This is a genomic window from Chryseobacterium echinoideorum (assembly GCF_007474535.1).
Lineage (GTDB): Bacteria > Bacteroidota > Bacteroidia > Flavobacteriales > Weeksellaceae > Chryseobacterium > Chryseobacterium echinoideorum.
In genome coordinates this window covers 1-24,501 of sequence record NZ_VKNW01000013.1, presented here as the reverse complement: position 1 = coordinate 24,501, position 24,501 = coordinate 1, and the positions used below count along the sequence as shown (strand labels likewise).

The window sequence follows — 24,501 nt, the reverse complement described above, 5'->3', positions numbered from 1 at the left end:
TTGAATTTATAAATAACGGCAAGCGATTTTTTTTGTTTGCCGTATTTTATAATAAGTAGTATATTTAAAAAAAATAAATTATATAATGTCAGACAACAAAGTTATATTAAATTACGACGGTAATTCTTATGAATATCCAATCGTGGATAGTACAATCGGAGACAGAGGAATAGATATTTCAAAATTAAGAGACCAGACAGGTCTTATTACCTTAGATTTAGGGTATAAAAATACAGGGGCTACATTAAGCGACATTACTTATCTTGACGGGGACAAAGGAGAATTGTTCTACAGAGGTTACCCTATTGAGCAGATTGCAGAAAAATCTAACTTTACAGAAGTAATGTATCTTTTGCTTCATGGAGAGTTACCTACAACAGACCAGTTTGACAATTTCAACGGAAATATCAAAAAATATAATTTTGTGGCAGAGGAAATGAAGAAAATCATTGATGCTTTTCCTCGTTCTGCCCACCCAATGGGGGTTTTATCTTCTCTTACATCTGCATTAACGGCTTTTAACCCTAAAGCAGTCAATGTAAATTCTAAGGAAGAAATGGATCATGCAGCTGAATTGATGATTGCTAAATTCTCTCATCTTTGTGCATGGACTTACAGAAAAACACAGGGCTTACCATTAAATCACGGAGATAACAGTTTAAATTATGTAGAAAATTTCTATAAAATGACTTTCAGAATGCCGAATCAGGAATTTGAAATTGATCCGGTTGTGGTAGATGCTTTAGATAAATTATTAATCCTTCATGCTGATCATGAGCAAAACTGTTCTACATCTACTGTAAGAATGGTAGGTTCTGCTCATACTGGTCTTTTTGCTTCTGTTTCTGCGGGTGTTTCTGCACTTTGGGGACCACTTCATGGCGGAGCAAACCAGGCAGTAATCGAAATGCTTGAGCTGATCGAAAAAGATGGTGGAGATGTAAATAAATGGGTTGAAAAAGCTAAAGATAAAAATGACAATTTCCGTTTGATGGGATTTGGTCACAGAGTATATAAGAATTTTGATCCAAGAGCAAAAATTATCAAAAAAGCAGCTGATGATATTCTCAATGCATTAGGAATTCAGGATAAAGCTTTGGATATTGCAATGCAGTTGGAAAAAGTAGCATTGGAAGACGAGTATTTCGTAGAGAGAAAACTATATCCAAATGTAGATTTTTATTCAGGAATTATCTACAGAGCATTAGGAATCCCAACAGAAATGTTTACTGTAATGTTTGCATTAGGAAGACTTCCGGGATGGATTTCTCAATGGAAAGAAATGAGATTAAAAGGCGATCCTATCGGAAGACCAAGACAGGTTTATCAGGGAGCTCAGAAAAGAGATTACATTGATATTGCCAACAGATAATTTTCTGTTATTATCTAAAAAATTAATCCCAAAGCTGAAAAGTTTTGGGATTTTTTTATGTATTTTTTTGTAAAGTAAAAAAAATATTTCGATTGTTTGTAACAAAATAACTATTTCTGTTGTCTTATTATATGAAGAGTTAATAATTTAATTAAAAATTATTAATTGTAAATCAGATAGTTATATTATATCTAAAAACATTTTTACTACTTTGTATTGCATGATACTAAAAAAATAATATATCTTTGCAATGTAAATTAATAATAAATACAAGCTTCTAATGATTTTATATTAGTATACAAATCATTTCATTTTAAAACAAAAAAATTAACATATGAAAACTCAACTACTCATAGCAGCTATTTTCTTTACCGGATTTACATTTGCTCAGGAGAAAAAATCCGATAGTATAGAAACCAAAAAGATAGAAGAGGTCGTTATCAAAAAACAGGTATTCAAAAAACAGAGTGACCGTTTTGTGTATGATGTAGCCGCTTCGCCTGTTACCAAAGGGAATACAACTTTTGATCTATTGAGACAAACTCCTCTTTTATCTACAACAGATGATAAGACTCTAAAGATTGCAGGAAAAAATAATGCTCTTATCTATATCAACGGCAGAAAATCTAATATGGACGCTGAGTCTCTTGCTCAGTTTCTGAAAAATACACCCGCTGAAAATATTCAGAAGATTGAAGTAATTACCGTTCCCGGAAGTGAATTTCAGGTAGATGCTTCAGATGGGATTATCAATATCGTTTTAAAAAAGAAAATGAGCGACGGTCTGAACGGGAATATGAGAATGTCTAATTCGCAAAATAAATACAACGGAAGCTCTGCGAGTTTCTCTGCAAACTACCGAAAAGACAAATTGGGAATCAGTGCAAACCTTTACGGCGGAGAAAATATTCAGGCACAACATTATGTTTTGAGAAACGGAAATAGTTCTTCATCAAACGAATCTACAGGAAATATTGATGACCCAAACCAATACATCGGAGGTTATCTGAATTTTGATTATCAATTAACAGAAAAGAGTAACTTAGGTTTATCTTGGAATACAAATGCCAATAAAAGCTATAATTCTACTGTAAATTTATTTAATACGATTCGTTCTTTAGATCAAGATACTCATCAATATAATATCAATTATACCAATTCCAGAAATAAAGAAGATGCGCGTTCTTACAACAATTCTGTCAACCTGAATTATGAATTGAAAACAGATTCTTTAGGAAGTAAACTAAATGTAAATGCTGCTTATCTTAATTACAGAAGATTTCAGTTTACCGATAATAAAACATTCTTTGCCGATTCTGAAGGAAATGATACAAAACTGGGGCAAACTATTTATCAGAATTTACCTCAAATAATCAATAATTTTTCAGGAATGGTTGATTATATTCAGAAATTTAATAATGATTTTACCGTATCAATAGGTGGGAATTATAACAAAACAAAGACCGACAACGATACCAGAAACGATACTTTCGTAGATGGAGAACTCACTGAGTCTGCCCCTAATCATTTCATTTATGACGAAAATATCTACGGGTTTTATCTAACTGCTGAAAAGAAATTTTCTGATAAGTTTTCAGGAAAAATCGGAACAAGATACGAGATTACAAACAGCTTGGGAACGTCTGACAATGCTGCCCCTGAATATAGAAGAATTGAAAGAAATTATAATAATGTGCTTCCTTATTTAAGCTTAAATTATGCAATCAATGATAAAAACAATATTTCGTATGCATTTTCAAGCAGGATGAGAAGACCAAGCTTCTGGGAATTGAATCCGGTAAGAAACATCCTTACGGAAGATAATTATACTCAAAACAATCCTTTTGTAAAGGCCTCTTCAACTTACAACCAGGAATTGACTTATATGTTTAAAAATTCTTATTTCCTTATTGTAAATCATTCATTATTTAAAGAGGTTATTACGCAGGTTCCTTTACAAAGAGATATTTTAAAACCAAGAAGAGATGATCAGGGTAATCCTGTTTTAGACCAAAATGGGAAACCGATAATGGACTCTTACAAACAGTTAAGATATATTCGTACTAACTTTGGCGACAAGCAGGAAATGTCTGCAATGTTGGGAATGCAAAAAACATTTTTCAATCAATATTTAACAACAAACTTTAATATCGGAGTTCAGCGAAATGTAAATAATGGTAGCTTAAGTATAGATCCTACTTCGGGTGATATATTTCCGGTGTATGAAAATAAAGTAAGCTCTACCAGCATCGTTATTCAAACGAATAACACCATCCGTTTAGACAAAAAGAAAACATGGTTTTTAGGAGTAAATTATTTCTTTGTAGACAAGCAGCAAATCGAATTGGGAATGCTTAAAAACCTGATGAGCTTAGATCTAAGCATCAAGAAAAACTGGAATGACTGGACTTTCGCATTGAATCTGAACGATGTATTAAGAACCAACATCGTAGAAATTGAAGATTATCAGGCAAACGGAAATTACAACTACGTAAGAAACGACCAGTTCAGAAGAGGCGGCACTTTCAGCATTACCTATAACTTCGGAAACCAGAAGGTGAAAAAAGTGAGAAACATTGAAGGCGCTTCAGATGATATTAAAAACAGAACACGATAAACATTCATCATTTTTCATATATATTTATTTTGTATCGAAACCTGTCGGGAAACCGGCAGGTTTTTTTATCTTTATTATAATGAACAAGTGGTTAAAATTTACATTTATAATCCTTATTTCTTTTTCATGCATCACAAAAAACTGTTTTAGATTCTATTTTAAATGAAAATAAAGTTTACAATCAATCTTTTGAATTTCCTGGCGGACATCTTGATTGGGAAAATGAGAAAAACACTTTATTTTTAATTGATAAAATCGAAAACTTTCTTAAAAACATCAAATAAAAAACGCCTTGAAAAATTTTCAAAGCGTATTAAGATTATTTTTAATTAAATTATTAAGGTGAGTTCAGAAGTTGAGCCGATTAAGAAATTTTCTAAAAAATATAACTTGTCTTTAACCTCATCTTAACGGCTTATTAAATATTAATTTTTCAAAAAAACTATTCAGATTTCATCACATCCGTTCTCTCAGAAATTCCGTTGGCATTGAAAGCTTCAATCTGGAAATAGTATGAGTCTACCCTGTCGGCTCCGGTAAAGAAATATTCGTTTTTACCATACACCATAATACTTCCATATAATTTATCAGGAGATTTTCCCCAGTAAATTACATATCCGTCTGCTTCCGGATTTTGCTGCCATTTCATCCAGATGCTTCGTCTTTCGCCATATTTTTTAGGATCGGCTCTCAGTGGAACAAAATTCTGAACTTTAGGAGGCTTTGCTCCTTTGCCTTTTCCAAAAACTCTAAAACCGCTTAATGCAAATTTTCCGGTAGGCATTTTCAGGTTTTCCATTTTTAAATATCGTGCTTCGGCAGGTTTTCCCAGCTCTACATAATCATGCGGAACATCTTTGGTATTTTTGCTTTTATCAACAATGATTTTCCATTTTTTGCCGTCATTGGAGCCCCAGATTTTATACTGGTGCATTTTACCTTCGGTTTTTCCCATAAATTCTGCATCCTGATCGGCATAATTAATCTGAATGGCATTGATGGTAGAAATTTCACCTAAGTCCGTCTGAAACCACTCTCCGGAATTTCCTGTTTTTGCACTCCAATAGGTTTTAATGTCTTCATCCACCGCAAAATTAGAATGATAACCGCCCAAAGTTGATGAAACCTGAACAGGCTTATTGTAATTCAGCAGCATCCATCCGGTAAAAAGCCCTTTCGAGAAATCTTTTCCCTGAGCAAATTCAGGAAGAAGAGTAGGGTAGTCACCATAAGCAGTGTTGGTATACATTACATCATCCTTATCAAATCCGGCAGGCCAGATTCCTAATCTTCTTTCAAAATTATTTTTAGTGGAAATAAAAATAGTTGAAACGTGCCACCAGTTTTTAAAATTATCTTCAAACGTAGCGCCATGTCCGGCTCCTCTTGCAAAACCTCCCGGCTTATAAGAAAAAGGATTGTGCTGCTGATATTCATAGCCTTCCAATGGGTTTTTGGAAACATAGACACCGTCCGAATATCCGCTGAATTCCGTTGCCGGTGCGCCATACTGCATATAATATTTGTCTTTGTACTTGGTTACCCACGCTCCTTCTACAAAGGGTTGGAGGAAAACATTGTCGTTGTATTCACCAAATCTTTCCCATCCGTGATCTTCCGGTTTTAATCTTAAAATGGGTTTTACATAACCTTCAGATTGCAAGGTTTTTACTTTAACTTCTGTTCCCAAAAGTGGCCATTCATTGCTGGATCCCCAATACAGATAGAGTTTGTTTTTATCTTCATCATAATGAAAAGCGGGATCCCAGGCTCCAACTTTTAAAGTGTCTACTGCGATTTTCCAGTCGTCTACGGTAGGATTGGTGGATTTCCAGATCGGAAAATCTGATTCCCAAGTGGAACCGTAAACGTATAAAGTATCCTTCATCGCCCATACTGCGGGAGCGTTGAGGTCGTGAGTATATTTGTTGTCTCTCAGAAATTTTCTTTTCACAAACTTCCAGTCGAGCATATTGTCGCTATGCCAATACCCTTCCTGATTGGTTGAAAAAAGAAAAAGTTTCTTTTTGAAATTTACTATTACCGGATCTGCTGTTGCGCGGTGTTTTCCCTGTTTTGAAAAAACCTCAAAAGGTGTGTAGCCATAGTCAATATTGATAGGATTACAATAGGTTTTCTGCTGTGCACTGATCATCAATCCCAAAAATAAGGCAACTAAAAAAGTATATTTCTGCATCTGTCTGTTTTACATGAATCACAAAAGTACTCAACTTTTTTGAAGAATGTTTGTGAATGTGAAATTTTTATATGATAAAACGGTGGGTTTGTTATTATCTGCTACGAAGTTACAAACCTTGCCGAGCGGGGATGTTGTATTCGTTCTGAGCAAGACAAAATGCTTACCACCAAAAAGTTTAAAGATTTCTTTAATAAAAATGTGGCTGCTTTATAAAACACAAAACCCATCGCAAGTTGCGAGGGTTTTTATTATCTGCCACACGATAAAATCGTGCGGGAGCGGGGTTTTGAGCTGCGAAAGATCGTTGTAGTCGTTTTGGGAGAGATAAAATGCTTACTACCAAAAAATTTAAAGACTTTTTTAATTTATAACAAAAAATTCATCAATAAAGTTTTTATCTTTATCTAAATATAAAACATAATAAGCAATATTTTTGCTTCCACATTGTATGTTTATTTTAACCTTATAACTATTTTTAAATAGTTCATTTTGATCGTATAAAACATAAGAAACACTTTTGTTTATTAGCTGCGGTTTTTCATTCTCACAAGAGCTTTTTAGCTCGTGTAATAATTCTTCATCTTTTAAAATATTATTCAAATACTCAGAAGAAATTTCGAATAAATTTTCTGTATCTATATTGTTATTCATAAGCTTAATATTAATGTCCCATTACTTTTTCAAAAACAATATGCCCATTTACATTTGGATTACCATAAACTCTAATGTCTCCTCCTTTACCTAATATTTTTATTTTATATTGATATCCTGTTTGTGCGGCTTCTGTTGCTGTTAGCTTTATTATTCCTTGTTGTCCTGTAGGGGCAACTATTCCCTTGCTAATTGCATTTTTTATTTTTGCCTGTATAGCTGTATCTAAAGAATTAAAGACTTTGCTGATTACCCAACCTGAAGTACTTTTACCAACGCCCATTTTGGCAACATTCCCAATCTTGCCCTTTTTCAAGTTGACCATAAGAATAGCCATTGATACTATAGCTTCTTCTTTGTCTTCGCTATCCCCAATATTTTTAATGTTTTCCCACGTATCTGCTAAATTATCTGGTACATCTTTGATTTGTCGCCACATTATATTAAGACTACTTGATAAATCATGAGCTTCCCCGTATCTGGCGTTCATCACATTCTGCTCTTCCGTAGATAAAGGACGAATAGGAGCTAACATACTAGCAACTTTGGAAAAATCAAAATCTGCGGTTTTTGTTTTTATAGATCTATATGCGGTAATTACAACATCTTCTATCTTTCCACCTTCATAAATTTTCTTTGGATCAGGTTTAGGACACCCTTCACATGCTTCTCCAATCATACCTGTTGGATCATTAAAGAAAATAGGATTATTGTAAACGTATGAGTAAGGACTGTAATGTAACTGTAGTTCACTTAAGTCGTCTTGCATTCCCCATCTTCCAATATCCGGCATATAGAATCTTGCGCCGTAGTCGTACATTCCTGTCTCTTGGAGTTCTTTGCCGTTGTACTTGTATTGATAAGCCTGATTTCCGAGTAAAGCATTATATCCTGTATGTTTCAACCCAAACGGATAATAGTTGTTTTCTTCAAGAACTTCTACGCTGTTATTATCATTTTTAAAATAACTCAGTCTCACATTTCCCAAATGGTCATTATAATGGTAAATATACTTATTTTTTACAAAATCGAAATAACCTTCTGAAGTGGGTATAAACTGCAGTTCAGGAGAAGGCATTGGACAGCCTATACAAATAGAAAAATCATTTATAAATTGATACTGGAAGCCATCTATATAGTCAGTCTCAACACTTGATACCCTTGCTGATCCCCCTATGTTCTTTCTTAATTTTAATCCATCTGCTCTATACAAATAATTAATCTGGGTCTTCATTTTATTCGCCCCCATAGTTATTGATGAAGGTAGATTTAGATGATTATAGGAAATTGATCCTATCCCTTTGTCTAAGTGGGTCTTCATATTTCCGTTAGGATCATAGGTAATGGTATTTTCCAATGCATTATATCCGGAAGAATTATTGAGAACTCCCGGAGGAAGAGTAATAAGATCTAACCGATTCCCAGTGTAGTTATAAATAAGGTCATCAATCTTTTCTGCAATATTTCCCGAATAAGGATTTGAAAATCTTTTTAATGTCTTAATATTTCCGTTCAGATCATAAGTAAGAACTTCATTATAAAAGTCATTATTTACGACATATAAACCTTCTTCGGAATAAGCTCCTTGCAAAAGTCTGTTCAATCTGTCATACTGATACGAGTATCTTCGCTTGTTATCATTAACATTGGTTGCTGTTTTCCAGTCAACCTCTGCAATGTTACCATTAAATCTCGGAGAGGAAACTGAAGTGTTTACCGGATCGGTATATTTGATTTTGTATCCAAAGAGTTTTCCGTTTAGATTATTTGGATCATTAATCCCGGTCATCCAACCACGGATATTGTAGGTGTAATCAACCGTTTGAAGTGGCACAGAAGCCGTTCCGCCGACTTTTTTGGTTTTGAGCTGCGAAAGCTCGTTGTACTCGTTTTGGGAGAGATAAAATTTTGACCAATAAAAAAAATATTTTTTAATAAAAACGTAGCTGCGCTATAAAACAAAAAACCTCGCAATTGCAAGGTTTTTTTGTTATCTGCCACACGATAAAATCGTGCGGGAGCGGGGTAAAATCTAAAACTTCTCCTCTGTCATTAATAATCAAATGAAGTTTAAATCCATAAAACCACCCCAAAGAACATTGTCCTTTTTGGGCAATGTTTTTAAAGGTTTTATGCTGTTTTTCTCTTTTGATATGGCACGCTCTGATTGGCGTGGAGTCGATAAAAGAAATACCTGTACATTTTCCCAGACACATCATTTTCACAAAAACAGCCATGGGAACATTCACTTTCTTTTGGAGTTCTACAAAACGATTGTAGGAAACTGTTACGGGGAATTCTTTCTTCATATGTCTTTGCACGTAGCCCTGGTAAAAGTGCTTGAGGTTTTTGAATGCACCGTAATGAAATAGGATCATAATAGTCATTACTTCGCTTTGAGACAGGGCAGATGTTCGGTTTCGGCTCTTAATTTTAGGATCTTTCAGAGCATAATCTTTCAGAACACTATTAAATTCTTTAAAAAACTCATCAACAATGTAATAAATAGTTGTAATTTTATCATCAGAAATCATAGCAGAAATTTTAGTTAAATATTTGAATTTCAATACCTTAAATATACTAATTTTTCTGCTTTTTTGTATCGTAAATTTATTTATTCTTATCCCGAACTCACGTTAATTTAGTTCTGTTATTTAAAATATTGTTTAACACAAATAATCGAAAAGAAAATGCCTATTACATTCAGTGTAGTTCCTAAGAAGAACCCTCAGCAGCCGAACAATCCCCCAAAGTATTATGCCAACATCATTGGCGAAGGGAAAACCACTCTTGCAGATCTTGCCAAGCATGCTGCCTCAGTTTCTACCGTATCCAAAGCCGACATTCTTGCCGTACTCGAAAGCACGTTTTCTAAAATTGCCGATGATGTAGCCGATGGTAAGATTGTTTATGTAGGTGAGTATTTCACTTTACAGGCAGGCGGTTCCAGCGAAGGAAAAGATACCGCAGACGAAGTAAACGCTTCCAGCATCAAAACGGTAAAAACCATCTTCCGACCGGGTAAGATGATTAAAGATGCTCTGAAGCTTGCAGAATTTAAAAAGAAAGCTTAACAAACAAGCAATCCTCCTGAAAAATTCGGGAGGATTTTAATTATAAATTTTTTCATCTTTACTGCTTCATGAACGCTATATTCAACGGAATAAAACATGGTACATTTAAGTATATCATCACCTTTCATTGTAATTTGACTGATTATTTATCAATAACTTACAAAAACAAATAAAAAAATATAATATATTTGCAGGCTTCAAAAAAAATATTTAAACACATATTATGAGAAAAATTTTTTTTCCTTTTGCTTTAATCGCAGCCTTTTATATTAATGCACAGACTGTTACTGCTGACAGTTCGTTTGGAACCAACGGCTTTTCTATTTTAAGTAATCAGACCAATGGAAATTCTATAATCAATTCTATTGTTCAGCCGGATGGTAAAATTATTATTTCAGGACAAAGAATTAATGGAACAAATAACCAGGAAGTTTTTATTTCGAGACTGAATACGGATGGTACAACAGATACAACATTTGCCAACAACGGATATTTCACTTCCTTTCAGGCTCAAGATGCTTATGTAACCAATCTTTATCTTATGGGTAATAAGATTTTAATTTTTTATCCTGACCAGAGCACCTTGGTAAAGTTAAATGCTGACGGAACTCTAGACAACTCCTTTGGCGGGAACGGTACTTTTACAATAACATCGGGTACAAGTTACAGCAATGAAAGCGTACTACTCTCAGACTATTTATATATTGGCAAAACCGGAAACTCACAAGGTGTTTTACAGAAAATCGACGTGGCATCAGGCGGTATTGTTTCAACAGTAAATATTCCAGGAATTGGCAATGTATATGGGGTTTACAACGGTCCCGGTGGAAAATTATTGGTAAAATCCATCAATAATCAGACTTTAACTACATATCTTACACTTCTTAATACTGATGGAACTATTGATTCAACATTTGGAAGCAATGGAACAATTAATACAGCTTCTTTTTCTTCATTAGCTGATTACGAAAATTCTTACGATTATGTAGCATTAGATGATTCAGGTAATATAATTCATGGTATGTCCAATGAAAATACTCTTACTACATCTGTTAAAAAATATACTCCTGCAGGTAGTGTAATAACTGCTTTTGCGAATAGCGGAACGTATCAGCTTGCAAACACAATCATATCCGGTTTAAAAACTTTTTCAAACCAAATTTACCTGAGTGGTGCCAATACAGACAATGGAAGTCTAAATCTAATGGTAATCTAATGGTGGCAAGGTTAAATTCCAATGGAACCCCGGATAATACGTTCAATGGCAATGCTATCTTTGTAGGTAATAATAATACTTATCAGGAATGGGCAGAAAGTTTCAATATAATTTCCCCGACAACTTTTTTGGTTGCGGGCGAAATCAATAATGGGGTAAATAATAATATTTATGCTGCAAAATTTAATTTATTAACAGCTTTATCAACAGCTGAGACTCATATTTCAGATTTAATTTCTTTTGAAAACCCTTTAAAATCAAATATTGTGTTCCAGACTAATGAAAAAATAAATAAAATTGAAATTTATTCTACAGATGGTAAACTTATAAGAATAATAAAAGAAAACAATGTTGATGTTTCTTACCTTCCGAAGGGAATATATCTTGCAAAAACAGAATTCCAAAATGGAAAAACGGTCATTAAAAAGCTTGTAAAGCAATAAGAATCATAAGATTTATAACATAAATAAGGCAGAGCCAATGTTTTATTATCGATTACTTTGGCTTGTTGCTTTTTTCTGTGAAACAAAATATGGTGACAATATACTTTAATGTACTAAATAACAACAAAAAGTAAGATCTTATTCAATTCTTAATTCGGCTTATGATTAATTGCCTGAAAATATAATATCATCACCTAAATTTAAGTGATAACACTCTTTGACTGACTATCTTTATATAATTTCGCGCTGCTCCATTTGGCGTGTTTGGAAGGTTCTATGCGCAAGCCTCTTTTATAGGTATAGACTTTGGTAAATTCGGCGCCGAAAAAAACCAACATACAGGAATAGTTGATCCACATCATAATCAAAATCACTGTTCCTGCGGTTCCAAATGCTGAAGTAGGCTTAAACTGACCGAAATATAAACTCAGCAAAAACTTACCCAGCGTGAAAAGAACCGCTGTAAGCATTGCGCCTTTCCAAACCGATTTCCAGCTCATTTCAACATCGGGAAGTACTTTGAACATTAAAGCAAACAGTAAAATAACCAGCCCGAATCCAATGGCAAAATTGATGACTTCTACAAGGAGATAAGTTTCCAACCCAAAATAGCGGGTGATAAAATCATTGAAAAGACTGATGAGCGAAGACATGACCATCGTAATCATCAGAAGAAATCCTAAAATAAGAATCATCCCTAAAGAATTGGCACGGTCTAAAAGAAATTTTACCAAAGCTTTTTTGGGTGCAGCTTCCACATCCCAGAGATTGTTCAGCGATTTCTGAAGCTGAAAGAAAAGGGTAGTGGAACCGAAAACCAATGATCCGATCCCAACGATTTTCATAAAAATATTTTCTTTGTCAATTAAAGCTCCTGCAATCATTTCCTGAATACTTTTGGCGACATCCTGCCCCATCATTCCACTGATCTGGGAACTGATTTGTCCGCGGATGGCTTCTTCACCAAAGAAATATCCTGCTATCCAAATAATAATAATTAATAATCCGGGAATGGAAAAGATTGCATAATAAGCCAGACTGGCAGAGTCACCTGATGCGTTGGAATTGTTCCATTCCGTGAAGGTTTCTTTTACGGTTTCCCAGAAAAATTTGAGTTCTTTAAGCATGATTTGGTTTTGATAATTGAAATTAATATTTACTTGAAAACAGCTTTGTCGGGTTTCTTTTGTTACTTCAATTTTCCCGCCAACACGAGAAAAAAGAAGTATTTAAGCTATAAACTATCCGGTGATTAGAACGGATATCCGATAGCAATATTCAGGATCAGATTATCTCTTCGCCATGCTCCGCTTCCAAAATTGATTTTGTCAAACGTCCATCGGTCACCTTTATCATAGTAAGGTATTCTTAACGGCATTGCGAGATCAAGTCTCAGAATTAAAATCGAAAAATCTAATCTCAGACCCAATCCCGCTCCAACAGCAACTTCGCTGATAAAATCTTTTGAGAATTTTCCGCCTGGTCTTTCGTTTTCAGGATCTTCCAATAGCCAGATGTTTCCTGCGTCTACAAATGCTGCGACATTGAGAAATTTAAACAAATTGGCACGGTACTCTGCATTAAGCTCCAATTTTACATCTCCTGACTGATCAAATGTGGCTCTGGTATTGTTTTCTGTTCTCGGATCATAGCTTCCGGGACCTAAAGTTCTTGCTCTGAACGCTCTGATACTGTTGCTTCCGCCCACGAAAAACTGGCGCGAAAAAGGAATAAACTCAGAATTTCCGTAAGGTATAGCTACTCCTGCGATAAGGCGTGTGGCTAAAGATGTTTTTTCGGTAAACTTATGATAAAACCGTACATCATTTTCTATTTTGACGTACTGACTAAAAGGTACACCGAAAATATTTTTCTGATTACCTTCTTTTGCATTGGCTCCTGATATGAGACCTGTGAGGTTTCCTGCCAGATCCAGCATTCCTTTATAATAGAAAGTATTGGTCTGAGGAAGCATGGTGGTAGAGTAGGTGTAAGAATAGGTAGGTCCGAATATCAACTGCTGATCAGTAATTCTTTGCAGATAAGGGTTTCCTGCTTTTAAGGCAATGAATTTTGGAGTTTCGTTGGCGGGATCTATATACGTAATGTCGATCAGCTTCAGTTCATGTTCTTTACGGACATTTTCTTTCCACTGATAACCGAAAGAAGCATTAAATGTATTTAAAGTATATAAAGTGGTTCGGTTTTGAAATTCATATCCAAGCTGAATATTGGTTCTTGGTACAAAAGCACTTGATGAATTGAAACGGAAAGGTGCTACAATTCTGGGAATGGAAAGCTGGGCATTGGCTCCGGCTCTGAAAATGTTTTCGGCATCGGACGGGCCTCCGATCTGAACGTCAAATGCACCGTAAACAGACGCTCTAAACTGCTCTGCTCCACGGAAAAAATTTCTTTGAGTCCAGTTCAGATTCACCTCGCTTCCTGCATAGTTGGCAGAATTGGTTCGTCCCAACGCTTCCAGACGCAAAGACTGAAGCTCTCTGGGTGTTAAAACATAATATGCATCAAATTTATGATTAAGAGAATCTGAAACTACAAATTCATTTTTCACAAATTTAAAAACACCCAAGCTGATTAAACGGTTTAAGGAAAGGTTGTGATCTTTTCTGTTATAAAGGTCTCCTCTTTCGAAATATAAAGCACGGTCAAAGACCTTTGGCTTGAATTTTTTGTCGGGGTCTACCACAAATATATTATTGTATTCGTAACCTGTAAGAGAATCTGCACTCATCGGAATGCTGTATTTTCCTCTATTTGCATCACGCAGATTGTAATTGGGAAAAACAACGACTTTATCAATCGTAAATTGTTCTTTGGCTAATTTGGGCGTGTTATCTTTTAATTTCACAATGAGTTCTACCTCATTCTTTCTTTTGCTTACGGTACTGTCTGCCTGAACAATAATATTGTCCGGATTGAAATAGTAAAAACCGCGGTCTTTCAGTCCGTCATCAATTCTTTGTCTTTCCGCTTTTATGAGATCCAGATCAAAAGGATTTCCTGGTTTAAGCAAAGTTTTATTTTTGAGAGTCTGAATTTCATGATTGATCTCAGAAGAATCTGCAGGAAAATTCACATTGCTGATTAAATACCTTCCTCCCGGGTTTAGGGTATAGATTACCTTTGCCTTTTTATTTTTTGATACGGTGTCGTATCTTGCTCTTGCATTAAAGTATCCTTGGTTTTCAGAATAATTAACGATAATATCTTTATTGAATTCTCTGTCTACATCACCCAGTAAAACAGGCTCTTCTCCGAATTTGTATTTGAGCCAGTATCTGAGTCCTTTTTGTTTTTTGGGTTCTTTGGTGGTATTATAAGCATATAATTTTGGACGTAATCCTAAAAATGATGAATTAGGTTTTGGTGTTAAATTCTCTTTAAGAGCAGATTCAAGTTCGTTTTTTTCCTTTTTGCTAAGCGAGTCGCTTTCTATTTTTACTTCAGCTCCTGTATAAAGCATCTGTCCGTCTTTCAGGAATTTGGTATTGCTGCAGGAAATGATTGTTGCAGCAGCTCCTGTGAGTAAAAAGTATTTATAATATATGTTTAGTTTATTTTCCATGCTAAAATTTATATTTTTTTCCAAAAGCAAATTTTGAATTCTTTGCTGAGTGAAACGCCTTTGCAAGCAAAACGAGTCGTCAGTAGTAACAAAATATTTGCGCTCTTTGGATTAAAATTTTTATTTGAATTCTACAGCTTCTTTGTCTTTTTTTCTTTTGTTTTCGATGGCTTCTCTGTTTCGGTTATTTCTGGACTTTCTGAATATATCCCGGAATTTGTCATAATCTAGGGTAATTACAAATCCAAGCCCTGTTTCTACAATCTGTCCTTGCAAAGCAACCTGATATTCGTTTTTTCGGTAAGCTCTTAAAGTATATCTTCCGTCTCTTGAAAGTGCATAATCTATGGTTACATCACCTGCAATATTGGTGGTGTTTTCATTTTGTCTGGTTTCTCCTTCCAGCCCGAAGTTGCTTCCAACAGATACTTTTAACCTGTCGTTTAATAATCTTTTGCTGACATCAACATTCAGATCTGTTCTGGTATTCTGTGTTCCGGTAGAATAATCTTCTGTAGATTCCAGATCAAAGTTGAGGTCAACCCCTTTGATCAAATCTGAAGCTAAATTATTAAGCTGCTGAGAAAGAATCTTACTCACACTCTGTCTTGCCATAGTCTCAGCAGACAATCCGGAATTGCTTTGGAAAGGATTTTCGCCAATAAAACGATTCAGGAGCAATAAAGCAAAAACCTGTTTGTTCATTTCATTTTCATCTTCCCTCAGCTGAGCAAGTTTACCATCTATAGTTTCGGTTACATTAGAAGATACCGCATTGTTTTTTTCATCAGTTGTAATATCAAAACTGATCTGAGGTTTTAGCAACTCGCCTTTCAGAATCAATAAAGTATTGAACGGGATTCTCTGCTTAAACTGATTCAACTCAGAAGGATTACCCGAAAACTGCTGTTCTACCAAGTCAATTGGTGCCGTTTCAGTTTTATAAACTGCAGTAATATCGAGATCGGCAGTGGTAGGCTCACCCGTCCAGGTAATGGTGCTTCCTTTCTGGATGTCAAATTTTCTTTTTAGAAGACTCACGGACATTTCGTAGCTTCCTTTTTCTACCTGATAAACTCCTACCAAAGTGGTTTTGCCTGAAGGATCTATTCCTCCTGTGAGATCTGCCTCACCCTGAAGTTTTACAAAATCTCCGTTGGCTTTATCAATAATAATCGACATTTTTGCTTCTTTGCTTAGTTCAATATTCACATTTACATCCATTCCCTTGAGGTTGGTCTGTGAATCAATAGAATCATCTTTGATGGTTTTGGTTAATTCTACCTGATCCTGATCAATAAACTCTACAATTCCATCTCTTTCCTGTAATGAAGGCGAAGATTGAGGAAGTACAAAAGTAAAATCAGTAGTTTCTGACACCGCCAATCTTCCGTCAACTCTGGGCAGGTCTAAATTTCCTCTTACCTGTAAAGCAGCATCTATTGCCAGAATTCCATACATTATAGCATCATTTGATTTCTCTGAATTGACAACTTTGAAATCTTTTGCGTCTACATCCAGATTGAAAGCAAAATCTCTGTAGGTTGTTGTGAGCACCTGGCCGTCAATATTGAGAGAATTTCCGTCTTTATCATTGATTTTAAAATCATCAAATTCTACTCCGCGGCTGGTAAAACTTATTTTGTCATTAATGTTTCTGAAATCACTTCCTGTCTGGGAAATCATCATTCCTACATTATTCATTTTTACGTCACCTAAGATTCTCGGTGCCTCAGTAGTTCCAGTTATTTTTAAATCTCCGGAGAGGTGCCCTTCTGTATTGCTAATTGCGTTCATGGTAAAGCCTTGCAGCGTTTTCATCTGAAGCTGATTCATATTTAAATCCAAATCAAAACTGCTTGCAGAAGTATTGTATGTTCCTAAGATTTTCACATCATTATTATTTCCTGAAAGTACAATATCTGCATTCAGAAGATTCGCTGACTGATTGTTGACTTTAATATCAAGGTTTCCTACAGGATTTCCGAAGACAAATAAATCGGTAACATCAATATCTGATGTGAAGGTCATATTTTTAGTTAAATCTCTCAGTTGCGCAGTTCCGTTGATAGTTCCTTTTGCCAAAAGCGAATCTTTTTTGATGATTTCCGTAATGGTTTCAATTTTAAAATCTTTCAGAGAAACATTCAGCGGGCTAGTTGGTGAATTGCTCTCAGACTGAAGAGTAATTTCTGCTCCCGAGTTGGAAAGCCTGAACTGATCTGCTACAATTCCCTGACTGAAAATCTGAATTTTATTGTTTTCATCAACCGCCCAATCCATATAATTTAGTTTTAAACCATCTGGATTTAAAGAAATTTCTGTAATGTCGTTCATAGATTTCGCATTTCCGGCAATCAGAAACTGCGTTTCATCTTTTTCATCTTTCGTTGCAATATTATAATTGATGGTATTTTGGGCAACATCACCATTGATATTGACTTTATTCAAAGCAAAACTTTCGCTTTTCAATGAGGTAACATTCAAATTATACTGCAATGCCTGATTTTCATTGGTAATTTTCAGACTGGTATTTTCAAGGGAATTTGTGCCATATAAAACCTGTGGGATTTTTGCATCAAGCTCTATATTCTGGGAATCTGCATTATAATTTCCTGTAATAGTAATGGTTTCAAAACTTTTCAGATCCGGAACAAATTTTCTGATGAGGTCATCATTTTTAATTGAGGCATTAAGGGTAAAAAACTGTCCGGCATCAATTTTCTGATTTGGATCTGGCTTCTGAAACTGATAATACTGATTAATTGTTTGTGATAAAGCTCCGAATATCTGAGTTAATTTATATTTTCCGTTAAGTTCAACATCGGCAATCTGCGAATTGAGTTTTATTAAAGTAGAATCAGCGGTAGACACTGCATTCAGTCTCACTTCCTGAAGCGGATATACTTCTTTTGTATCGGAAATGGCAAAATCCTGAAGATTCAGATAACCGTTCAGATGATCGGGATCAAGGTTTGTAAAATCTCCGTCAATTCCGCCTGCAATAATCATCGGCGAACTGTAAAAACCAAGCTTGTTTAAGTCTAATTTGTTGATGTTTCCATTAACTTTCACAGTCGGATTGTCATTGAAAACTCCGGAAGCGGCAAGATGTAAATTAGCGTTCGGATCTTTGGAGTTTAAATCAATATCATACACACCACGAGTGATTTTTCCTTTCAGATTCATGTTCTGATAAGTGTATCCATTATAAGTTGCAGATTGTACATCGCCACTTAAATTAGCAGTCATTATTTTCGGGTCAAAACCTTGTCCTTTAGCATTGATTTTTGCTGTGATGCTTCCCAGATCTTTATTCTGGATTATTTTTCCGATCTGTAAATTTTGAAGATTGGCTTTCACATCGAAAGTTTCTCTGTTTTTTCTTCGTAAATCGGCTTTGGCAATTACGGCAGCATTCCCCAATGTAGAAGTAAGGCGAAGGTTGGTATCTACAACCTGTGTGGTTCCTTTTGCTGTTCCACGAATAGTTAAGAACGAAGGTAATGTTATATTGCTTGGAATAGTATTTTTCGGAACGAGATTATAAATCGTTTTAGATGCTGTGGATAGTTCCGCCACATTCAAATTGTAATACAGTTGGTCAGGATTTGTTGCATTTTTGATTTTTCCCGAAGCCAAAACCCTGAGTTTGTCTAATCCTGAAACCTTCAGGTTTTGAATAGATAAATCGTTGATATTTCCTCTTACAATAGCATTCACATTCAAAGTGGCATTAGGATATTTGTTGAATGGTGCTGTGTTTCGTAAAGTAGGAACAATAGTAAGAATATCAGAAAATCCGATTTTAGAATCGCGGATGTCAGCTGAAATTTTTACTGCTCCCAAATTGGAAGATAATTGTTCAATCGAATTATAATTTAAAATAACCTCGTCTCTTAAAACCGTTTTTGGAGTTTGCAAATAGAGATTTTTGAGGTAAGCTTCTTTTTCGGCATACACAAAATCGGTGTTAAATTTTTGTACATTCAAACCTCTCGCTTCCTGGATTTCTGCAGATTTTACACTTCCGGCAAAAGTACCGTTCAGCATTTTAAAATTTCTGACATCCAGATTGAGTTTAGAAAAATTCAGATGATTAAAATCCATTCCGTTTTTTGTGGGGGCAATAGCTGTATTGTTGTAAGCTACTTTTACATCATCTAATAGAAGTTTCCCTAAAACAAGATTCATTGCTTGTTGTTGCTCCGAAGATTTTGCCGGATCCGGATCATTCTGATTTTTAGGATTTGCATTGTCTGCCGGAAGAAAAAGATTGGCATTGATGTTTGCTCCGGTCAGATAAACATTTCCAATATTATAATTATTGTTTTCCAGATCAATGCTGTTGACTTTGGTGCTGAGTTCTTTAAATAGAACTTTTGCAAAAGTTTTGGTGTTATCATCACCGTAATCTACATCAAAATTGGTTAGCTTTATTCCGTTTAAACCTAATTTCATAGGTTTTTTCTGATTCAGAGAATCTACTTTTTCTTCGACATTTTTAGCAACTTCTTCTACCAGATCCTGCTTTAATTTTAATTTTAATCCGTCAAGATTAATATCGTTGACTGCATAATTGTTGTTTTGAAGATCAAACGTTTGTACTCTTGTATCAAAAGATTTAAAATAAACTTTGATGTCGTTTCTTGATTGTTGATCATTGAAGGTAAGACCTATATCTTTTAGTTTAATTTTATCTAAAGAAATAATGAAAGGTTTTGAAGGTTTCTTTTCCTGTTCTTCATCTGAAGTAGCGAAAGCATCAATTATATAATCGAAATTGAATTTTCCGTCCGGTTTTCTGACAACATTTGCACGAACTCCTTCCAAATCAATTGAAGTAATATCCGCCTTGGATTTCATCAGCTGCCACATATTGAGACCAACATCAAATTTTCTGACAGCAAGAAGGGTATCGGTTTTTTGCCCCTGCAGATACAAATTTTCCATTATGATACTGTTGGGAAAACCAATGTAAACTTTATCCAAACTTACTTTTGTTTTGATTTTACCTTCCAGATATACAACAAGTTTATCTTTTACATAGTTTTGTACAGCGGGAAGCCTGAGACTAAGGACGAGAAGTATGATTAAAACAATGATGGAGGTGATTGTTATAACAACACCTCTGAGAATTTTTCTTTTATTAAATTTCAGTTTCAAGTTTCTGTGATTTAGACAAATATACAATTCGGATTAAATGTGAGGGTAACTCACGGGCATGAAATTATGGATGTCTTATATTTTCAGAATTTGAAATGTAATGAGTTTTAGCATGATTTATTTATTTATTTATTTTATGGCAGTCTTTTTTAAAGCTGTTACTTCATTTAAGCAAAATTTTTGCCAATTGCTGCATTTTATGGTAAGAATATAAAAATGTGGTACTTTTCCGAAATAAGAAAAACCTGTTCAAACGAACAGGTTCTTTTGATGTATGCCTCGGCTGATCTTAAATATTATGGAATATTTAAAAAAAGTGAATAGGTTTTCAGATGTTAGTTGAGTTACAACCGCGACATACATCTGATGGAGATTCAATTCATAAATTATATATTTAAAATGAGTAATTATTCTTTCCATTTTACAGCTTCGCCTTGTGGAGCTGCACCTCCCTGAGCTTGTGTAACTGGTGATTTTTCCTGGTTAATATGATAGATGTAAGATGCAATTTTTTCGGCATCTCTTCCTGTGATGGTTCCTTCTTTAATAAACGGACGCATAGTTGGATTGTTGGGCGAACCATTTTCAAGCATCCAGAAAACATTTTTGAATAAGCTTTTTTCTTTGATGTTGATCCAGTGATTATCTGTGAGGTTAGGTCCAATTCCTCCTTTTCCGTTGTCGCCGTGGCAGGTTACACAATTGGTTTTAAACAATTGCTCGCCTTCAGAAATATAATCTGCGCTGTATTTTGCTGTTTCCAGATTGATAGGTGGCGCATTTTTTTCGTATTCTTCTATAGAAGCCAGCTGAATTTTTGTTTCCTTATCATACTCTGCCTCTGGATGTGCATAATCTGTAAAAGCAAATGCAATCATGTAAACGCCGCAGAAGATAATTCCGAAATAAAAAAGCCCGATCCACCATTTAGGTAAAGAATTGTCGAGTTCGGTAATGCCGTCAAAACCGTGATCAATCAGAATGTCAGTTTCTTCGGACTGTGACTGCTTTTTGAATGCTGAATTCCAGAGTTTCTGTACATACGGTGTGTTTTTATCTGTAATATACAGACGCTTTTCTTCATCTGTCAATCTGCTGAACCTTTCGTTTTCCACCAAATCTCCGATAGAGTTCATAATGAGCAATAAGATGGTTACAATAATCAGCAATGCCCAAAATATAGGTGTAGATAAGTAATCGGAATCCTGTGCGAACATTTCAAATGCCATGATGATGATCCCAATGGTAAGAGCAATATATATAGATATTGGAGTTCTTGTTTTCATTTCAAATAATATTTAAAATTAATCTACACTTGCTGTTTTAATCTCAGTTGTTTTGATGTCTGTTCCCAGTCTTTGCAGATACGCAATCATGGCAATGATCTCGCGCTGTTCCAGAGGGACAAACTGATTTCCTTTTGCTGCTTTATCTTTTTCTACCTGTACTTTCACATCTGCTGCCTCAGCATAAATTCTTTTTACAATTGCTTTAGACTGATTATCTGCCCACTGATCTGCTGAGTCAATCTGTGCTTTAGTATAAGGAATGTCAAAAGTATTTTTCATCAGTTTCATTTTATCCACCATTTGCGAGCGATCTAGCTGGTTGGTTATCAGCCATGGAAAACGTGGCATGATAGATCCTGCAGATGTAACTCTCGGGTTGTACATATGTTTAAAGTGCCATGAATCAGGATTTCTGTTACCTTCTCTGTGTAAATCCGGTCCTGTTCTTTTGGAACCCCATAAGAATGGTCTGTCGTATACAAATTCACCTGCTTTGGAATATTGTCCGTTTTTACCATCAAACCTGTTAACTTCATCACGGAACGGTCTTATCATTTGGGAATGGCAGGAATTACAGCCTTCGCGAATATAGAGATCTCTACCTTCCAGTTCAAGCGGAGAATATGGTTTTACTGCAGATATAGTAGGTAAGTTACTTTTCACAGTGAGTGTAGGAACAATTTCTACCAATCCACCGATAGCAATCGCAATAAATGCCAATATTGATAATAAGTGAGGAGTTCTTTCCAGCCAAAGGTGTACACCTTCGCCTTCTTTTCTTGCACTTCCGACATTTGCTAATGCAGGAGCTTCCGCAGGAACTTCTTTTTGGAATGATCCTTTTCTGATGGTTTTATAAACATTAACAACCATTAAAATTGCTCCGCTTAAATAAAATAACCCTCCTAAAAATCTCATTTTATAATATGGAATAATAGCAGTAACAGTATCTAACCAGTTTTTCCATAATAGAGTTCCGTCCGGATTAAATTGTTTCCACATCAAACCTTGTGTAAATCCTGCAATATACATCGGAACAGCGTAGAAAATGATTCCTAAAGTACCTAGCCAGAAGTGTAGATTGGCAAGCTTTTTAGACCAAAGTTCCGTTCTCCACATGATTGGGATCAGATAGTATACCACTCCGAATGCCATAAAACCATTCCATCCTAAAGCCCCCAAATGTACGTGTCCGATTACCCAGTCAGTATAATGCCCAATTTTATTTAAAGATTTTGTAGCCAAAAGCGGTCCTTCAAAAGTTGCCATTCCATAACAGGTAACAGCTACAACAAAGAATTTAAGAATAGGATTTTCTCTTACTTTGTCCCATGCTCCTCTTAAAGTTAATAGACCATTAAGCATTCCGCCCCATGATGGTGCTATAAGCATAATTGAGAAACCTGTTCCTACTGCTTGAGCCCATGCCGGTAAAGCAGTGTACTGAAGGTGATGAGGTCCTGCCCAAAGGTAAACGAAGATTAAAGACCAGAAGTGAATGATTGATAATTTATATGAAAACACAGGTCTGTTTGCGGCTTTTGGCATAAAGTAATACATTAAACCAAGAACTGGTGTTGTCAATACAAACGCAACAGCATTGTGGCCATACCACCATTGCACTAAAGCGTCTTTTACTCCTGCGTAGGCAGAATAAGATTTCCAGCTTGTAAATGATAATGGGACTTCCAAATTATTGAAGATATGAAGCATAGCAACTGCGATCCATGTAGCAATGTAGAACCAGATAGCTACATAAAGATGGCGTACTCTTCTTTTGGCAATTGTTCCAAACATATTGATCCCGAAAACTACCCATGAAAAAGTAATCAGAATATCAATTGGCCACTCATGCTCAGCATATTCTTTAGAAGTATTGATTCCCATTAAGAATGTAATCACAACGGCAATGATCATAATCTGCCATGTCCAGAAGTGGATCCATGAAAGCGTATCGCTGTACATTCTGGTTTTTAGAAGTCTCTGCATACTGTAGTACCCACCGCAGAAAAAAGAATTACACACAAAAGCGAAAATAACGGCACTTGTATGAAGCATTCTAATCCTTCCAAAACCTAATGCTCCCTGAGAATTAATCAATCCCTGAATATTTCCACTTCGTAAACTCATAATGGTTGTATCATCAGTTCCGAATAAAAATTCAGGAAGCTCAGGATAGAAAAGCATTAAAGCTGCTGTTAGCCCCAAAATAAAACCAATAATTCCAAATACAATAGTTGCATAGAGGAATGCTCTGACAATATTATTGTCATAATTAAATTTTTGCGTCTCCATAAGTCTTGTTTCTTGCAGCGGATCAATTTTTTACCGTCGATTTTTCTCGTTAATAAAGAATGATGTTCAACTGTAAATAAATATTATGCTGCTTGTATAATATTTTGACAAAGGTATTTACTAACTTTGTCTATGGCTATTAGATATACTTCTAAAATATACCCAAAACTACTAAAGCTATTGTGCGATGAAAATTTGTGGACAAAATATCAGAAAAATAAGGCGAGAGCGAGATCTTACTCAAGAATATATGGCGTTTGAAATGGGCATTTCTCAAAAAGCCTATTCAGATATAGAAAATTCTAAAGTCAAAATCAATCTTGAAATTCTCACGAAAATCTCTGATATTTTGGATATAAAGCCGTCTGATATCTGCAGTATTTCTCATAAATGTGGAAGCAACGATTTTGAAGAAAAATATAATCAATTGCTAGAATACATTAAAAAGAACAATATTGAAGTTCCCGAAAATTTAAAATAATCCGTTTTATAATAAAAAATTAACCTCTGAATCATTCCGGAGGTATTTTTATGTCCTTTTCTTTTCCTTTTTGCTTTTTTTTTAAATTTTTCTCACAGTTATTCAGGG

General features: G+C 35.1%; 14 protein-coding genes and 1 pseudogene. 6 read left to right on the top strand and 9 right to left on the bottom strand.

The window, feature by feature from the left end; translation table 11 throughout:
- The first annotated feature begins 85 nt into the window (after positions 1–85).
- Both FOL89_RS15265 and FOL89_RS15260 read left to right on the top strand, forming a co-directional pair.
- Positions 86–1,372, top strand: coding sequence for a citrate synthase (locus FOL89_RS15265; RefSeq protein WP_144283657.1), 1,287 nt, complete (start codon positions 86–88; stop codon positions 1,370–1,372).
- A gap of 334 nt (positions 1,373–1,706) precedes the next feature.
- Positions 1,707–3,989: a TonB-dependent receptor domain-containing protein gene (locus tag FOL89_RS15260; protein WP_144283656.1), complete on the top strand. Its 2,283-nt coding sequence runs from the start codon at positions 1,707–1,709 to the stop codon at positions 3,987–3,989.
- 442 nt (positions 3,990–4,431) lie between these two features.
- Here FOL89_RS15260 and FOL89_RS15255 read toward each other — a convergent pair whose 3' ends face one another.
- From FOL89_RS15255 to FOL89_RS15240, 4 genes and pseudogenes are all read right to left on the bottom strand, one after another.
- Positions 4,432–6,186, bottom strand: coding sequence for a discoidin domain-containing protein (locus FOL89_RS15255; RefSeq protein WP_144283655.1), 1,755 nt, complete (start codon positions 6,184–6,186; stop codon positions 4,432–4,434).
- A gap of 363 nt (positions 6,187–6,549) precedes the next feature.
- On the bottom strand, positions 6,550–6,840 hold the full coding sequence (locus tag FOL89_RS15250; RefSeq protein ID WP_144283654.1) for a hypothetical protein: 291 nt from the start codon (positions 6,838–6,840) through the stop codon (positions 6,550–6,552).
- A 10-nt stretch (positions 6,841–6,850) separates the two neighbouring features.
- Positions 6,851–8,674, bottom strand: a complete 1,824-nt coding sequence (locus FOL89_RS15245; protein ID WP_228444938.1) for an RHS repeat domain-containing protein — start codon at positions 8,672–8,674, stop codon at positions 6,851–6,853.
- Between the two features lie 193 nt (positions 8,675–8,867).
- Positions 8,868–9,374 (bottom strand): annotated as a pseudogene (locus tag FOL89_RS15240) (transposase); the annotation flags it as partial.
- A 156-nt stretch (positions 9,375–9,530) separates the two neighbouring features.
- Here FOL89_RS15240 and FOL89_RS15235 point away from each other — a divergent pair.
- The 3 genes from FOL89_RS15235 to FOL89_RS15225 all read left to right on the top strand — a co-directional run bounded on the left by FOL89_RS15235 (position 9,531) and on the right by FOL89_RS15225 (position 11,573).
- Entirely contained in the window at positions 9,531–9,914 is a 384-nt protein-coding gene (locus FOL89_RS15235; RefSeq protein ID WP_144283652.1) for an HU family DNA-binding protein, read from the top strand.
- 223 nt (positions 9,915–10,137) lie between these two features.
- A complete protein-coding gene (locus FOL89_RS15230) occupies positions 10,138–11,130 on the top strand; it encodes an NHL repeat-containing protein (protein ID WP_144283651.1) in 993 nt (330 codons plus the stop codon).
- Entirely contained in the window at positions 11,130–11,573 is a 444-nt protein-coding gene (locus tag FOL89_RS15225) for a T9SS type A sorting domain-containing protein (protein WP_144283650.1), read from the top strand. Before FOL89_RS15230 ends, FOL89_RS15225 begins: the two co-directional genes overlap by 1 nt.
- Positions 11,574–11,773: 200 nt before the next feature.
- On the opposite strand, the gene FOL89_RS15220 is transcribed toward FOL89_RS15225, so the two are convergent.
- From FOL89_RS15220 to ccoN, 5 genes are all read right to left on the bottom strand, one after another.
- On the bottom strand, positions 11,774–12,700 hold the full coding sequence (locus FOL89_RS15220; protein ID WP_144283649.1) for a YihY/virulence factor BrkB family protein: 927 nt from the start codon (positions 12,698–12,700) through the stop codon (positions 11,774–11,776).
- Between the two features lie 125 nt (positions 12,701–12,825).
- Entirely contained in the window at positions 12,826–15,162 is a 2,337-nt protein-coding gene (gene tamL, locus FOL89_RS15215) for a translocation and assembly module lipoprotein TamL (protein ID WP_144283648.1), read from the bottom strand.
- A gap of 120 nt (positions 15,163–15,282) precedes the next feature.
- Entirely contained in the window at positions 15,283–20,328 is a 5,046-nt protein-coding gene (locus FOL89_RS15210; RefSeq protein WP_144283647.1) for a translocation/assembly module TamB domain-containing protein, read from the bottom strand.
- Between the two features lie 407 nt (positions 20,329–20,735).
- Positions 20,736–21,614, bottom strand: coding sequence for a cbb3-type cytochrome c oxidase N-terminal domain-containing protein (locus FOL89_RS15205; protein WP_144283646.1), 879 nt, complete (start codon positions 21,612–21,614; stop codon positions 20,736–20,738).
- A gap of 18 nt (positions 21,615–21,632) precedes the next feature.
- The gene (ccoN, locus tag FOL89_RS15200; protein ID WP_144283645.1) at positions 21,633–23,912 is read right to left on the bottom strand and encodes a cytochrome-c oxidase, cbb3-type subunit I; all 2,280 of its coding nucleotides are present in this window, start codon (positions 23,910–23,912) and stop codon (positions 21,633–21,635) included.
- A gap of 187 nt (positions 23,913–24,099) precedes the next feature.
- On the opposite strand from ccoN, the gene FOL89_RS15195 reads away from it, so the two are divergent.
- Complete coding sequence (locus FOL89_RS15195) at positions 24,100–24,393, top strand: helix-turn-helix domain-containing protein (RefSeq protein WP_144283644.1); 294 nt, start codon at positions 24,100–24,102, stop codon at positions 24,391–24,393.
- The last annotated feature ends 108 nt before the right edge of the window (positions 24,394–24,501 follow it).